Below are 15,653 nucleotides of genomic sequence, written 5' to 3'. Positions count from 1 at the left end.
CGGTCCCCGCGCCCCGCGCCGGCTCCGCGTCAGGCTCCGCGCCGGCCTCCGCGTCAGGCGCGGAGCGGGGCCGTCGCGTCAGGCGCGGAGCGGGGCCGTCGCGTCAGGCGCGGAGCGGGGCCGTCGCGAAGGCCGCGAGGCCGTCCTCGGGGTCGACGGCGGCCGTGAAGCCGAGCTCGGCCGCTGCGCGCGCGGGCGAGGCGACGATGTGGCGGACGTCGCCGAGGCGGTACTGCCCGGTGACGGCCGGCTCGATCCCGCTGCCGGTGCCGGCGGCGACCCGACGGGCCACGTCGAGGATGGCGACCGGACGGCCGGAGCAGACGTTGTAGGCCGTGTGCGAGCCCTCGTCGGCCCCGAGCACGGCGCGCATCGAGAGCACGTTGGCGCGGGCCACGTCGTCGACGTGCACGAAGTCGCGCATCTGGCCGCCGTCCTCGTAGACCCGCGGCGCCTCACCACGCTCGAGCGCGGAGCGGAACATCGCCGCCACCCCCGAGTACGGCGTGTCCCGGGGCATCCCGGGGCCGTAGACGTTGTGGTAGCGCAGCGAGACCGCCGCCGCTCCCGCCTGGCGCACCCAGGCCACGGCGTAGTGCTCCTGGGCGACCTTCGAGGCCGCGTAGCTGCTGCGGGGGTCGAGGCGGGCGTCCTCGTCGACGGTCTCCCAGCCGAGTGCGCGTCCGCAGACCCCGCAGGGGTTCTCGAACTCGCCGCCGTCCAGCGCGGCGGTCGTGCGGACGCCCGGGGCCTGGTGCCCGTGCTCGGCGCACACGTAGCGGCCCTCGCCGTAGACGACCATCGAGGAGGCCTGCACCATCCGCGAGACCCCGGCCTCGTGCATGGCGGCCATCAGCACCGCGGTGCCGAGGTCGTTGTGGCCGGCGTACTCGGGCATGTCGGACACGGTGACCCCCGCGCCGACCATCGCCGCCTGGTGGCAGACGACGTCGACGCCCTCGAGCAGGCCGCGCCACGCGTCGGTGGTGGCCTCCCGCACGTCGAGACGGTGCACGCCCTCGGGCGGCTCGGCGGCGCCGTGGGCGGCGGGGATCATCAGGTCGACGCCGACGACCTCGTCGCCGGCCTCGCGCAGCTGGTCGGCGATCGTGGCGCCGATGAACCCGGCCGCGCCGGTGAGCAGGACGCGCATCAGCGGCCCGGGATCTCGTAGGTGACGTCGACGCCCTCGGTCCACGACGCGCAGGAGCAGCCGTCGGGGTCCGGCAGGTCGCCGATGGTCGCGGTCAGCAGCTCCTTGAGCCGCTCGATGCGACTGCCGAAGAGCGCGAAGACCTCCTCCTGGGAGACGCCGCTGCCCTCCTCGACACCGGCGTCCATGTCGGTGACCAGCGCGATCGCGGAGTAGCACATCGTCATCTCGCGGGCGAGGACCGCCTCCGGGTGGCCGGTCATGTTGACCAGGGTCCATCCCTGGTCGGCGTAGTGGCGCGACTCCGCGCGCGTCGAGAACCGGGGGCCCTCGATGACGACCATCGCGCCGCCGTGGGCGACGTCGTCGCCCTGCACCGCGGCCGACAGCCGCGCGCAGTAGGGGTCCGCGAACGGTAGGTGGACCGCGCCGGTCTCCACGAAGGTCTGCGTGCGGCCGGAGGTCCGGTCGACCAGCTGGTCGGGCACGACGATGTCGCCCGGGGCGACCTCGTCGCGCAGGCCACCGACCGCGCAGGGCGCCAGCACCTGGCGCACCCCCAGCGAGCGCAGCGCCCACAGGTTGGCCCGGTAGTTGATCCGGTGCGGCGGGAAGGCGTGACCCTGCCCGTGGCGCGGCAGGAAGGCCACCGAGCGGCCCGCGACCGTGCCGATCGCGATCGGCGCCGTCGGCTCGCCGTACGGCGTGGTGACGGCGTGGGTGACGGGGTCGTCGAGGAAGGAGTAGAAACCGGTCCCGCCGATGACGGCGACCTCCGCGGAGGGGGCTGCGCCGGGTGCTGTGGTCATGGCGGCACTCTGCCAGGGACCGCCGACGGCGCCTCCTCCGCCTCGTCCGGCCCCGGCCGCTCAGCGCTGGGAGGCCGGCAGGCCCAGGGTCTCCCAGACCGCGGCCCACACCTGCTTGGGCGGGACCCCGTCGTCGAGGGCCTGGCGCGGCGTGCGCCCGTCGAGGGCCGCGATGACCGTCTGGGAGGCCCAGAAGGCGGCGTAGTCGTCGCCGAGCGCCTCGCTCAGCCGGGTCTCGAGCTCGGTGTGCCTCACGCCTCCATCGTGGCAGGGACGGGCCAGTCGGTCCCCCACCCCGGCGCCCGACGGTGCCAGGATGGGCCGATGCCCGGCTACGCCACCCGCTCCGCGACCGAGCGCGACCTGTCCGCCATCGCCTCGATCTACAGCCACGCCGTGGAGCACTCCCACGCGACCTTCGACCTGGAGCCGCCGGACCTCGCCTACTGGACCGCGCGCCTCGACGGTCAGCACCCCGGCGACCACCTCCTGGTGGCGGTGACCGAGGAGGACGACGTGGTCGGCTACGCCTACTCCTGGTCGTTCCGTCCGCGCCCGGCGTACGACTACACGCGGGAGACCTCGATCTACCTCGACAACTCCGTGCGCGGCCAGGGCATCGGACGGATGCTCTACCCCGCGCTGCTGCAGACGATGGCGATCTCCGGGGTGCACACCGCGATCGCGGCCGTCGCGCTGCCCAACCCCTCCAGCGAGCGCCTGCACGTCGCGTGCGGCTTCGAGAAGGTCGGCCAGTTCGCCGGGGTCGGCTGGAAGTTCGGCCAGTGGATCGACATGGCCTGGTACCAGCGGATGCTCGTCAACCTGCCCTGAGCGGCGGCCCTCCCCCGTCCTCCCCGGTCCGCTGGGTACCGGCGGGGACGGTGCTGCCGGCACGGTGTCGGCGGTCTCGGGGAGGATGACGTGGTGAGCACCCAGGACGCGCTCGAGGGCTTCAGCCCGGCGACCCGGACGTGGTTCGAGGCCGCCTTCGCCTCCCCCACGCCCGCGCAGGCCGGCGCCTGGGCGGCGATCCGGAGCGGCCGCCACGCGCTCGTGGTGGCCCCGACCGGCTCCGGCAAGACCCTCTCGGCCTTCCTGTGGTCGCTGGACCGGCTGCTGACCACCGACCCTCCCGCCGAGCCCCAGCACCGCTGCCGCGTGCTCTACGTCTCGCCGCTCAAGGCGCTCGCCGTCGACGTCGAGCGCAACCTGCGGGCCCCGCTGGCGGGCATCCGCCACACCGCGCAGCGCCTCGCGGCCGACGGCGGTGACGCCCTGCGGGAGGTGACCGTCGGGCTGCGCTCGGGCGACACCCCGGCCGCCGACCGGCGCACGATGGCGACGCGTCCGCCCGACATCCTGATCACCACCCCCGAGTCGCTGTTCCTCATGCTCACCTCCCAGGCGCGCGAGGCCCTGCGGGGCGTCGAGACCGTCGTGCTCGACGAGGTCCACGCCGTCGCCGGCACCAAGCGCGGCGCCCACCTCGCGCTCACCCTCGAGCGCCTCGACGCGCTGCTCGAGCGGCCGGCCCAGCGCATCGGCCTGTCCGCGACCGTGCGACCGACCGACGAGGTCGCCCGCTTCCTCGGCGGCAGCGCCCCGGTCGACGTCGTGGCGCCCCCCTCGGCCAAGGAGTGGGACCTGCGGGTCGTCGTGCCGGTGCCCGACATGTCGCAGCCCGGGGCGTACGACGACGCCCGGCTCGCGGCACCGCCCTCCCCCGCCGCCGTGTCCGCCGCCGTGCCCGTCGCCGTGCCCGCCGGCACGGGCGCGACCGCGGCCGGCGAGCCGGACCCGTTCGCCGACCTCTTCGGCGACCCCGGCGCCGCGGGCGACGGTCCGGGCCCCGGGACGCGTCCGGTCGAGCCGCCCACCGACCCCGAGCGCGCCGGGTCCCTGTGGCCCCACGTCGAGCGCAGCGTGCACGACCTGGTGCGGGCCCACCGCTCGACGATCGTGTTCGCCAACTCCCGCCGTCTGGCCGAGCGGCTGACCGCCAAGCTCAACGAGATCGCCGCCGAGGACGCCGGCCTCGACGCGTCCGAGGCCGCCGACCAGGACCAGCCGGCGCGGCGCCCGGCCCAGGTGGCGGCCCAGAGCGGGTCGACCAGCGGCGCGGCGCCGCTCGTCGCGAAGGCCCACCACGGCTCGGTGTCGAAGGAGCAGCGCGCGGTCATCGAGGACGAGCTCAAGCGGGGCCTGCTGCCGTGCGTCGTCGCCACCTCCAGCCTGGAGCTGGGCATCGACATGGGCGCGGTCGACCTCGTCGTGCAGGTCGAGTCGCCGCCGTCGGTCGCGAGCGCGCTGCAGCGCGTCGGCCGCGCCGGCCACCAGGTCGGCGAGGTCTCGCGGGGCGTGCTGTACCCCAAGCACCGCGGCGACCTCGCGCAGACCGCCGTCGCCGTGCAGCGGATGCGCGAGGGCGCGATCGAGTCGCTGCGCGTGCCCACGAACCCGCTGGACGTCCTCGCGCAGCAGGTCGTCGCGATGACGGCGCTGGAGGCCTGGGACGTCGAGGCGCTCTACGCGCTGGTGCGTCGCAGCGCGCCGTACGCCGGTCTGCCGCGCGGCTCGTTCGAGGCCACGCTCGACCTGCTCAGCGGTCGCTACCCGTCCGAGGAGTTCGCCGAGCTGCGGCCGCGGATCGTGTGGGACCGCGTCGCCGGCACGCTCACCGGTCGACCGGGCGGGCAGCGGCTCGCGGTCACCTCGGGCGGCACGATCCCCGACCGCGGCATGTTCGGCGTGTTCCTGGCCGGCGGCGAGGGCCCGGGCCGGCGCGTGGGCGAGCTCGACGAGGAGATGGTCTACGAGTCGCGCGTCGGCGACGTGTTCGCGCTCGGCGCCACCTCCTGGCGCATCGAGGACATCAGTCACGACCGGGTGCTCGTCACCCCGGCGCCGGGCATCCCCGGCAAGCTCCCGTTCTGGCGCGGCGACTCCCTCGGACGACCCGCGGAGCTGGGCGAGGCGATCGGCGCCTACACCCGCGAGCTCGCCGCGCTGCCGCGCGACCAGGCGGTCGCCCGGGCCCGCCACCACGACCTCGACGAGTGGGCGGCCGACAACCTGGTCGACTACCTCGGCGAGCAGCGCGAGGCGATCCCGACGCTGCCGAGCGACCGCTCGCTGGTGGTCGAGCGGTTCCGCGACGAGCTGGGCGACTGGCGCCTGGTGCTCCACTCGCCGTACGGCACGCCGGTCCACGCGCCGTGGGCGCTCGCGATCAACGCCCGCCTGCGCGAGCGCTACGGCGTCGACGGCCAGGCCGTGGCCTCCGACGACGGCATCGTGATCCGGATCCCCGATACCGATGCGGAGCCGCCGGGCGGCGACGTCGTGGTCTTCGAGCCCGACGAGATCGAGGACATCGTGACGACCGAGGTCGGGTCGTCGTCGCTGTTCGCCTCCCGCTTCCGTGAGTGCGCGGCGCGCGCCCTGCTGCTGCCGCGTCGCGACCCCGGCCGACGCTCGCCGCTGTGGCAGCAGCGCCAGCGGGCGGCGGCCCTGCTCGAGGTCGCCGTGCGCTACCCCTCCTTCCCGATCGTGCTGGAGGCGGTGCGCGAGTGCCTGCAGGACGTCTACGACCTGCCCGGCCTGGTGGGGCTGATGCGCCGGGTCGAGCGCCGGGAGGTCCAGGTCTCGGACGTGCAGACCTCGAGCCCCTCGCCGTTCGCGCGCACGCTGCTGTTCGGCTACGTCGCCCAGTTCGTCTACGAGGGCGACTCGCCGCTGGCCGAACGACGGGCTGCGGCGCTGTCGCTCGACCCGAGCCTCCTAGCCGAGCTCCTGGGCCGCGCCGAGCTGCGCGAGCTGCTCGACCCCGACGTGGTGGCCGAGGTCGAGGCCGAGCTGCAGCAGCTCGCGCCCGACCGTCGGGCCCGCGACGCCGAGGGTCTCGCGGACCTGCTGCGGCTGCTGGGACCGCAGTCGCGCGACGAGGTCGTCGCCCGCACGGTCGACGAGGCCGACGCGGCGGTCGTCGACGGCTGGCTCGCCCACCTCGCCGACGCGCGCCGCGTCGCCGAGGTGCGGATCGCCGGGGAGCCGCGCTGGTGCGTGGTCGAGGACGTCGCCCGGCTGCGCGACGGCCTGGGGGTGCCGGTGCCCCCGGGCACGCCCTCGGCGTTCACCGACCCCGTCGAGGACCCGATCGGCGACCTGGTGTCCCGCTACGCCCGCAGCCACGGGCCCTTCACCGCCGACGAGGTCGCCGCGCGCCTCGGGCTCGGCACGGCCGTCGTCCGCCAGGCCCTCCAGCGGCTGGGCGCGTCGGGGCGGGTCGTCGACGGCGAGTTCCGACCCGCCGGCTCCGGCACCGAGTGGTGCGACGCCGAGGTGCTGCGGCGCCTGCGACGCCGCTCGCTCGCGCGGCTGCGCGAGGAGGTCGAGCCCGTCGACCCCGAGGCGCTGGCCCGCTTCACCACCGTCTGGCAGCACGTCGTCGTGCCGGGCACCCGCAGCCGCAAGCCGGGGCGGGCCGGGTTGCGCGGCGTCGACGGCGTGCTGAGCGCGGTCGAGCAGCTCGCGGGCACTCCCGTGCCGGCCTCGGCGCTCGAGCCACTGGTGCTGGCCGCGCGGGTCTCGGACTACTCCCCGGCGTACCTCGACGAGCTGACGGCCTCCGGCGAGGTGATCTGGTCCGGGCACGGCTCGCTCGCCGGCTCCGACGGCTGGGTGTCGCTCCACCCCACCGACATCGCCCACCTGACGCTGCCCGACCACGACGTCGCGGGTGCCCCCGAGGGCGGGGAGCTCGCCGAGCAGGTGCTGTCGGCGCTGGAGCCGGGTGGGGCGTGGTTCTTCCGCCAGCTCGCCGACGCGGTCGGCAGCACCGACGACAAGGCGCTCGCCGCGACGCTGTGGGACCTGGTCTGGTCGGGGCGGGTCAGCAACGACACCCTCGCGCCGCTGCGCGCGCTCGTCGGCGGTGGTCGCACCGCGCACCGCAGCCGGCGCGCACCCGCCCGGGCGCGCGCCCGTCGTCCCGGGCGGCCCGGCCGCGGCGGGCCCGGGGTGGTGCCCCGCTCCGGCCCGCCGGAGACCGTGGGCCGCTGGTCGCTGCTGCCCGAGCGCGACCCCGATCCCACGCGCCGTGCGCACGCCGCCGCCGAGAACCTCCTCGAGCGCCACGGCGTGGTCGTGCGCGGGGCCGTCGTCAACGAGCGGCTGCCCGGTGGCTTCGCGGGCGTCTACAAGGTGCTCTCGGCCTTCGAGGAGTCGGGCCGCTGCCGCCGCGGCTACTTCGTCGAGGGCCTCGGGGCGGCGCAGTTCGGCACCGCGGGCTCGATCGACCGTCTCCGCACCTTCTCCGAGCTGCCCGGCGACGCCGACCCGGTCGCCGTGGCGCTGGCCGCGACGGACCCGGCCAACCCCTACGGCGCCGCCCTGCCCTGGCCCGACCGCACGGGTGACGGCGACGAGGGCACCACGGGACACCGCCCGGGCCGCAAGGCCGGCGCGCTGGTCGTCCTCGTCGACGGTGCGCTCGCGCTGTACGTCGAGCGCGGCGGGCGCACCCTGCTCACCTGGACCGAGGAGCCGCGGGTCCTCACCCCGGCCGCCGCGGCCCTCGCGGACGCCGTGTCGGCCGGCTCGCTGGGCCGGCTGACCGTCGAGAGGGCCGACGGCGCACAGCTCCTGGGTGCCGGCTCCACCCCGCTGCGCGAGGCCCTCGACGCCGCCGGCTTCGTCTCCACACCACGGGGACTTCGCCTGCGGGGCTGACCGGTCCCGCACGGGTCGGGCAACGGGCGTCGCGCAGCACCCGAGCCACGACCCCCCACCGGAGGTCGAGGCGCGAGCGTTGCGCAGCAACCGAGCCACGAGTCCCCCGCACCACGGACAGTCACCGGGCCGCGACGCCCCCCACCGGAGGTCGAGGCGCGAGCGTTGCGCAGCAACCGAGCCACGAGAGCCCCGCACCACGGACAGTCACCGGGCCGCGACGCCCCTCATCACGGCCCGGGGCACCACGACCAGCGCCTCGGGGGTGGAGCAGCCGCGCCGAGCGACGCGGCGCGGCGACGCCGCCGCAGGGCCCCTCAGGCGGCGGAGGCCACCGGGCGGCCGGAGGGCTGCGGGATGATGATCGGGCGCGGGGCGGTCAGGCGGGCGGCGGCCTCCTCGAGGGCGACCGACTCGCTGACCTCGCGGAGCACGTCGGACAGGGCCACGTCGAGGGCGGCGCAGAGGGAGGCGAGCAGCTCGGAGGAAGCCTCCTTGCGGCCGCGCTCGACCTCGGAGATGTAGCCGAGGCTCACGCGGGCCGCCGCGGAGACCTGTCGCAGCGTCATGCCGCGCTCGGTGCGCAGCCGGCGCAGGACCTGGCCGAGCTCGTGCCGGAAGACCACCATGGTGGGCCTCCTTCCTGCGGGTCCGGGGCTGCGTCTGTCGCTCGTGGGTCCCAACGCTACTCCAGGCCCGGTTTCTTCCCGCGGACGCACGACCGGGAGCCGCCCTGGTGGGCGACTCCCGGTCGTGGTGCTGCTCAGGACCAGCGGTGCCGAGCGGTCAAGCTCAGCGGACGTCGACGGTCAGGGCGCCCTGACCGTCCGCGACGTCCTCGCTGCTGCTGCGGAAGGTGAACACCAGCCGCTTCGGGCCGGCCTGCGGGAACCGGCGGATCAGCTGCATCCGCCCGTCCTCGTCGACCTCGGCCGCACCGAGCCACGAGCCGTTGGCCCGTCGCACGATCACGCGACCCGTCACCGGGAGGTCCTCGCCGTCCCGCGCGGCGAGCACGCGGGCGTTGAGGCGGACCGGACGACCGGCGTCGGCCGGCTGCGGGTTGGCGAAGGTGCGCACCGTCGGGGTGACGGGCTCCGGGTCGGGGTCGACCGGGGGCTCGCCACCGTCGTCGGCGACGTCGATCGACACCGTCGTGCCGCTCGGCTCGGCGACCAGCTCGACGACCGAGCCCGCGGGCAGGTCGGCGGGCACGGCCACGGTGACCTGGGCGGTCCCCGACCCGGCGGGGGCCACCGTGCCGACCGTGCCGAGGTCGGTGGTCTGCTCGCCGGAGACGACCCGCGCGGTCACCGAGGTGTTGTCCGGCGCCCCCGCGGAGGTCAGGTCGAGACGGCTCAGCGTGAACGTCGACGTCTCGCCGGCGGTCAGCGTGTCGGGCTTGCCGACCTCGTCCACCTGCTGGCGGGCGAAGTCGGGCGCGATCGGCTCGCCGGCGTCACCGAGGGAGGTGTCGCGGAGGTAGCCGATCCACAGGTCACGGTCGACCAGGCCGGTGTCGCGGGCCTCGCCGTCGCGGAAGGCGGTGAAGTTGTCGCCGCCGGCCGCGAGGAACGAGAAGGTCGAGACGGTGTACGTCGCGGCCGGGTCCACGGCCTCGCCGTCGATGCGCACGGAGGTGATCCGCTCGCCCGCCGGCGCGGTGCGGTCGGTGGTGACCTGGACGTTGTCCGACAGCCCCAGGGCGAGGTACGCCCGGTCGGAGCCGGCGGGCTGGAACTGCTGCTCCATGACCGCGAGGAGGTCGGCGCCCGTGAGCTCCACCAGCGAGATGTTGTTGGTGAACGGCAGCACCGAGTTCGCCTCGGCGTACGTCACCACCCCGTCGGTGTTGCGCGGGTTGCTCGCGGTGCTGCCCGCGAACGTCAGGTCGGCGCGCAGGCCGCCCGGGTTGACGATGCCGAGGTCGGCCTCGCCGGCGGAGTCCGGCAGGCCGTCGCGCAGCGCGTTGCCGACCAGGTCGCCCAGGGTCGACTCGTCGCCGCGGTCCTCGCCGCCGGAGGAGGTGCGGGCGCGGGTGATGTCGGCGCTGATCTCGCCGACCGGCACGTTGCCCACGACCGCCGCGTCGGCGATCGCCTGGTCGACGATCCGCTGCACGGCGTCGACGCGGGGGTAGCGGTCACGGAGCTCGGCGGTCGAGGCCGTGATCCGGGTGCGGACGGCCGCGCCACGCGTGGTGACCTCGCCGGTGTCGCGGTCGAAGCTCAGCGTGATCCGACCGAGGGCCTCGCCGTACTGGCCGGCCTGGACGATCGCGCGGCCACCCTCGCCCTGACGCAGCGCGTAGAGCTGGTGGGTGTGACCGTTGAAGATGGCGTCCACGTCGTCCGACAGACCGGCCAGCTGCTGGAACTCGCTGTCCGCGTCGGTCGCCGCGATCGCCTCGTCGTACGTCGCGCCCGCCGGGAAGCCGCTGCCGCCCGCGTGGGCCAGCACGACGACCACGTCGGCCTCGCCGTTGCTCTCGTCACCGTCGGAGAGCTCACCGGCGACCCGCTCGGCGGCCTCGGCGGCGTTGCCGAAGTCCAGGCCCTCGATGCCGGCCGGGCTGACCAGCGACGGGGTCTCCTCGGTGACGACACCGATCGCGCCGACGGTCACGCCGTCGACCTCGTAGGTGGCGTACTCCGGCAGGACCGGGTCGGTCGTGCCCTCCTCGTAGACGTTGGCGCCGAGGTAGGGGAAGTCCGCGAGGCCGTCGCCGTCGGCGCCGATGACGCGGTCCCGCAGGTCCGCGAAGCCGGCGTCGAACTCGTGGTTGCCCACCGAGGACCCGCCGAGGCCGAGGGCGTTGAAGACCTCGAGCGTCGGCACGTCGTCGTTGATCGCGGAGTTGAACTCCGAGGCGCCGTACAGGTCGCCGTTGCCGAGGAACAGCGTGTTGTCGCGACCGCCGGCGGCGTTGGCGCGCATCTGCTCGATGGTGCCGGCGTACTGGGCGGTGCCGGTGGGCGTGCCGTCCGAGGCCGTCGAGTTATTGATACGGCCGTGGAAGTCGTTCGTGCTGACCAGGGTGATCGGCACGACGGGCTCGTCCTGCGCGGCGGTGACGCCCACGACCATCGGGTCGTGGTCGCTGGCCCGGAACACGGACTCGTCGTAGAACTGGGTCCGGTTGTAGTTGTAGCGGCTGTACTCGAAGGCGATGGACTCGCCGGAGTTGATCGACCAGTAGTCCGCGCCGGTCACGAGGCCGCGGGCGGCGGCGTTGACGAGCACGTGGTCGAGCGAGCCGGACAGGCCGGAGAAGGAGTAGGAGTACTCCCCCGCCGTGTCGGGGTTCACCTTGCGGTAGCCGGCGCCGTAGAGGACCTGCATCGGGTCCTCCTGGGTGTAGGAGTTGAAGTCACCGGTGAGGAAGGTGGCCTCGACGCCGCGCTCGGCGGCGAAGTCGTCCGCGAACTCGCTGAGGCCCTGGGCCTGCGCGACGCGGTCGGGGTTGGCGTTGCCCTGCCCGGTGCCGTCGTCGACGCCGGAGCCCTTGGACTTGAAGTGGTTGACGATGACGGTGAAGTCCGCGACGTCCGTGGCGTTGCCGGCCGGCCGGAAGACCTGGGCGATCGGCTGACGGGCGTTGTCGAAGCGGGGGTCGTCGCCGTTGGAGGCGGCCTCGCCGACGGTCTCGACCGCGGCGGGCTTGTAGATCATCGCGTTGGTGATGACGTCCTGGTCCGCGGTGGGCGGCAGGTCCGAGGCAGGCGGGCTGGGCACGAAGTCCCAGGTGCCGGCACCGGCGACCTCGTTGAGCGCGTCGACGAGCTCGCCGACCGCGAAGTCACGGTCCTTGCCGAAGCGGGCCGAGTTCTCGATCTCCTCGAGGGCGACGACCTCGGCGCCGGTGCCGATGATCCCCTTGACGATCTTGATCTCCTGGCGCTCCAGGTTGGTCGCGTTCCAGGCACCGCGCGGGCCCTCGGGGTCGCACGAGTTGACCGTGATCGGGTTGCTCTGGCGGTCGGTGAAGGGGGTGCAGCTGGCGCCCGCCTCGTCGATCCACTCGGTCCCGGTGGTCGGGAAGTAGTTCAGGACGTTGAACGTCGCGACCTGCAGGTCACCGCCCACGTTGCGGGGGGCGGCGTTCGCGGTGCGGGTGTTGGTGAACGTCGCCGGCGGGGTGTCGGCGGCGGTCAGCCGGGTGCGCGGCTGGAACTTCCAGGTGCTGTTGCGGAACTCCATGATCACCGGCTGGGTGAACGTGGGCCGCGAGCCGACCCGCACGGGGTTGCTCGGCGACAGGTACGGCAGCGCCTGGTTGCGGGCGGCGCCGTTCAGGTAGTTGACGCTGGCGCCGTCGTCGAGCGCCACGGCGCGGGCCGCGTTGCTCGCGTTGGCGGCGGCGATCGCGGTGGTGTCCTGCGCGTCGATGGTCTCGGTCGGCTGGATCAGCGGCGTGGTGCCCGAGGCCAGGCCGATCTCGGCGAACGAGTTGGCGTTGAACACGTTGGTGACGGTGAACGTCGCGCCGGGGCGCACGAGCATGCTCTCGAGCGTCTCCTTCGCGGCGGCGCTCGTCGGCCAGGTGGAGAAGGTCGTGGGCGTGACCGCGGGGAGCGCGGTGGCCAGCTCGGTGACCGAGCCGTCCTCGCCGGGCACCAGCTGGGTGAGGCCGGCGGCGGGGCCACCGCCCTCGACCGCGGTGGCGGTGACCTCGACGGAGTCGCCGATCTCCGGGTAGCTGGCGAAGCCCTCGCTGCCGCCCCACACGAAGATGCCGTCGGAGGCCGTGCGGGCGCCGAGGGCGCCGCCGGTGCCACCGGTCTGGATCACGAAGCCGTTGAAGCCACCGGTCGGGTACGTCGCCGTGACGACACCCTGCGTGGTGACCACGTCACCCGCGACCGGGGTGGTGTCGCCGGTGCCCTGGATCTGGGCGATCGTGAGGTCCTCGGGCTCGACCGGGGGCTGCTCGGGGGCCGCGGTGTCACCGACGGCGGCGGTCGGCGACGGGGCGGCGGGCGCGGCGAAGTCGGCGCTGTTGACGTCGCTGTCCTCGCCCGGGGCGGCGGGGGTGCCGCCCGTGACGCGCTGCGTCGAGGTCGTGTTGGACAGCGCCGTGCCCGTGCGGGCGGTCTCGAAGGAGGTCGCCGTGGCGCCGTAGCCGACCATGTCCACGACGTCGGCGTTGTCCTTCAGGTCGCCGGTCACGGTGATCGGGCTGAGGGTGTCGGCGAGCAGGACCTGGCCACCGGTGGCGCTCATCGCCAGGGCCTCGCCGTCCTGGTCGGGGCCGGCGATCGCGGCCCCGTTGGTCCCCGTCCCGCTGACCTTCACGAGGAAGTGGTCGCCGGCGGGCACCTGCTGCGCGGCGTCGAGCGGCAGCACGGACGGCGCCGGGCTCGCGCCCGTCGTGTAGGTCCCGAAGCGGTACTGCAGGCTCAGCCCGTCGAGCAGGATCGGCTCGTCGGTGGGGTTGTAGAGCTCGACGAAGTCGGCGTTGAGCGGGGCGCCGGCGTTGCCGCCACCGCCGTAGACCTCGTTGATGACGAGCCCGGTGCGACCGGGCTCGGCCGAGGCGGGGGCGGGTGTCAGCGCGAGCCCGGAGGCGGCGACGGCCAGCCCGGCGAGCGACGCGACGATGCGTCGTCCCGGGCGGGGGGCCCGGGGCGGAGGGGGTGCAGAGGACACGGATGACCTTTCGGCGGTGCGGTTGTGAGCACGACAGCGGGGAAGCCTCGCGCACAGTAACCTCACGGACCGACCACGGGGACGGACCCCAGGTGACGATCAGGTGACGATCGCCGGGCCGGCCGACATCGCCCGTCACCGGCCCGTCGGCGGCCGGTCAGGCCGTCCGGCGACCCGCCGTACGACGCTGGTCGCGGGCGCGCCAGACGTCGCGGTAGAACTCGTAGCCGCTCCACATCGTCATCGCGACGGCGGCGGCCAGGCCGACCTGGGCGACGTAGAAGACGATCTCTCCGGCGAGGTCGAGCGCGCCGTCGACCTGGCGCAGCGGCAGCACCAGCAGCCCCAGCGCCAGGGCCTGCAGGGTGGTCTTGATCTTGCCGCTCTGCGCGGCGGGCAGCACCACGGTGCGCAGCAGCGAGAGCCGGAGCAGGGTCACGCTCCACTCGCGCAGCAGCACCACGATCGTCACCCACCACCAGATGTCGCCCACCAGGGACAGGCCGATGAAGGCCATCCCGGTCAGCGCCTTGTCGGCGATCGGGTCGGCGATCTTGCCGAAGGTGGTCACCTGGCCGCGGGCCCGGGCGATGTCACCGTCGATCTTGTCGGTGGCCATCGCGGCCGCGAAGATCACCCACGCGACGGTGCGCCACAGGACCGACTCGCCGCCGTCGACGAGCAGGGCGACGGCGAAGAACGGCACCATGACGATGCGCAGCGTCGTCAGCGCGTTGGGCAGGTTCAGGTTGCTGACGGTCTGCTGCTCGCTCACCGCTGCCACCCCTCGGCGCTGACGCGGGCCACGAGGTCGGCCCCCTCGGCCGCGACGACCTGCGCGGTGACCAGGTCGCCCGCCGCGAGGCCCTCGGCGTCGAGCAGCGTGACGGTGCCGTCGACCTCGGGGCCCTGGTGGGCGGCGCGACCCTCGGCGCCGATCGCCTCGTCGGTGTCGGGGTCGACCGCGGCGGCGGTCTCGACGAGGACCTCCACCTCCTCGCCGACCCGCTCCTCCGCGCGCTGGGAGGTGAGCTCCTCGACCAGCGCGGTGACGTGGTCGACGCGGGCGGCGACCTCGTCGGCGTCGAGCTTGCCGTCGAGACCGGCGGCCTCGGTGCCGTCCTCGTCGGAGTAGCCGAAGACGCCGGTGACGTCGAGGCGGGCCGCGACGAGGAAGTCGCAGAGCACCTGGAGGTCGTCGTCGGTCTCGCCGGGGAAGCCGACGATCACGTTGGACCGCACGCCCGCGCGGGGGGCCGCGGCGCGGACCTGGTCGAGCAGCGCCAGGAACGAGGTGGCCTCGCCGAAGCGGCGCATCCGGCGCAGCACCGGGCCGGAGGCGTGCTGGAAGGACAGGTCGAAGTACGGGGCGACGCCGGGGGTGGCCGCGATGGCCTGGACCAGGCCGGGCCGGGTCTCGGCCGGCTGCAGGTAGGAGACCCGCACCCGCGCGACGCCGTCGACGGCGGCGAGCTCGGGCAGCAGCGTCTCGAAGAGCCGCAGGTCGCCCAGGTCCTTGCCGTACGACGTGGAGTTCTCGCTGACGAGGAACAGCTCGCGGGCCCCCTGGTCGGCCAGCCACCGCGCCTCGGTGAGCACGTCGGAGGGCCGGCGGGACACGAAGGAGCCGCGGAAGCTCGGGATCGCGCAGAAGCTGCAGCGGCGGTCGCAGCCGCTGGCCAGCTTGAGCGCGGCGGTCGGCGAGGAGTCGAGGCGGCGTCGCACGGTCCGCGGGCCGCTGGCAGGCGCGACGCCCTCCGGCAGGTCGGGGGCGTCCACGACCAGCACCGGCGCAGCGCCCGGGGCGGACGCGGCGCCGTGCCCGGGGACGCTCACCGTCGAGGCGTCGCGGTCGACCGGCGAGATCGGGAGCAGCCGCCGGCGGTCGGTCGGGGTGTGGGCGACGTGCTGCTCCCCGGCGAGGATCGACCGCAGTCGCCCCGCGATGTCGGGGTAGTCGTCGAAGCCCAGGACCGCGTCGGCCTCGGGCAGCGACGCGGCGAGGTCGGCGCCGTACCGCTCGGCGAGGCAGCCCACGGCGACGACGGCGCGGGTGACGCCGTCCTCCTTGAGGTCGGCGGCGGCGAGGAGCGCGTCCACGCTGTCCTTCTTGGCCGACTCGACGAAGCCGCAGGTGTTGACGACCACGGTGCCCGCGTGGGCCGGGTCGGTCACGAGCCGGAACCCGTCGGCCTCGAGGCGGCCCGCGAGCTCCTCGGAGTCGACCTCGTTGCGGGCGCACCCGAGGGTGAGCACGGCGACGTCGAGGGCGTGTGGGGAAGCAGTCATAGGTGCAGCCAGTATGGCGC

Annotated in this window: 9 protein-coding genes; 2 read left to right on the top strand and 7 right to left on the bottom strand. The window is 74.7% G+C overall.

All coding sequences use genetic code 11. The features are described 5' to 3' along the window. Nucleotides 1-103: 103 nt before the first annotated feature. The 3 genes from ABD158_RS16180 to ABD158_RS16170 are packed head-to-tail and all read right to left on the bottom strand — an operon-like array spanning nt 104 to nt 2,217. Nucleotides 104-1,153 carry an NAD-dependent epimerase/dehydratase family protein gene (locus ABD158_RS16180; RefSeq protein WP_344008631.1) on the bottom strand — a complete coding sequence of 350 codons (1,050 nt, stop codon included), beginning with the start codon at nt 1,151-1,153 and terminating at the stop codon, nt 104-106. After that, the gene (locus tag ABD158_RS16175; RefSeq protein WP_344008630.1) at nt 1,153-1,962 is read right to left on the bottom strand and encodes an S-methyl-5'-thioadenosine phosphorylase; all 810 of its coding nucleotides are present in this window, start codon (nt 1,960-1,962) and stop codon (nt 1,153-1,155) included. Before ABD158_RS16175 ends, ABD158_RS16180 begins: the two co-directional genes overlap by 1 nt. 60 nt (nt 1,963-2,022) lie before the next feature. Further along, a complete protein-coding gene (locus tag ABD158_RS16170) occupies nt 2,023-2,217 on the bottom strand; it encodes a DUF3046 domain-containing protein (RefSeq protein ID WP_344008629.1) in 195 nt (64 codons plus the stop codon). A 69-nt stretch (nt 2,218-2,286) separates the two neighbouring features. On the opposite strand from ABD158_RS16170, the gene ABD158_RS16165 reads away from it, so the two are divergent. Beyond that, entirely contained in the window at nt 2,287-2,796 is a 510-nt protein-coding gene (locus ABD158_RS16165; RefSeq protein ID WP_344008628.1) for a GNAT family N-acetyltransferase, read from the top strand. Between the two features lie 90 nt (nt 2,797-2,886). Then, the gene (locus ABD158_RS16160; RefSeq protein ID WP_425573219.1) at nt 2,887-7,695 is read left to right on the top strand and encodes an Lhr family helicase; all 4,809 of its coding nucleotides are present in this window, start codon (nt 2,887-2,889) and stop codon (nt 7,693-7,695) included. A gap of 317 nt (nt 7,696-8,012) precedes the next feature. Here the strand turns inward: ABD158_RS16160 and ABD158_RS16155 are convergent, their stop codons facing one another. From ABD158_RS16155 to ABD158_RS16140, 4 genes are all read right to left on the bottom strand, one after another. Then, nucleotides 8,013-8,324: a helix-turn-helix domain-containing protein gene (locus ABD158_RS16155; RefSeq protein ID WP_344008626.1), complete on the bottom strand. Its 312-nt coding sequence runs from the start codon at nt 8,322-8,324 to the stop codon at nt 8,013-8,015. A gap of 163 nt (nt 8,325-8,487) precedes the next feature. Further along, the gene (locus ABD158_RS16150; protein WP_344008625.1) at nt 8,488-13,344 is read right to left on the bottom strand and encodes an ExeM/NucH family extracellular endonuclease; all 4,857 of its coding nucleotides are present in this window, start codon (nt 13,342-13,344) and stop codon (nt 8,488-8,490) included. A gap of 157 nt (nt 13,345-13,501) precedes the next feature. Further along, nucleotides 13,502-14,119 (bottom strand): CDP-diacylglycerol--glycerol-3-phosphate 3-phosphatidyltransferase, encoded by a 618-nt coding sequence (gene pgsA / locus ABD158_RS16145; protein WP_344008624.1) that lies wholly within the window; start codon nt 14,117-14,119, stop codon nt 13,502-13,504. After that, on the bottom strand, nt 14,116-15,633 hold the full coding sequence (locus ABD158_RS16140; RefSeq protein ID WP_344008623.1) for a MiaB/RimO family radical SAM methylthiotransferase: 1,518 nt from the start codon (nt 15,631-15,633) through the stop codon (nt 14,116-14,118). Before ABD158_RS16140 ends, pgsA begins: the two co-directional genes overlap by 4 nt. Nucleotides 15,634-15,653 lie beyond the last annotated feature (20 nt).

The sequence above is a fragment of the Nocardioides lentus genome, from assembly GCF_039529515.1.
GTDB lineage: Bacteria > Actinomycetota > Actinomycetes > Propionibacteriales > Nocardioidaceae > Nocardioides > Nocardioides lentus.
The sequence above is the reverse complement of the archived record's forward strand: the minus strand, read 5'-3'. Positions and strand labels throughout refer to the sequence as shown.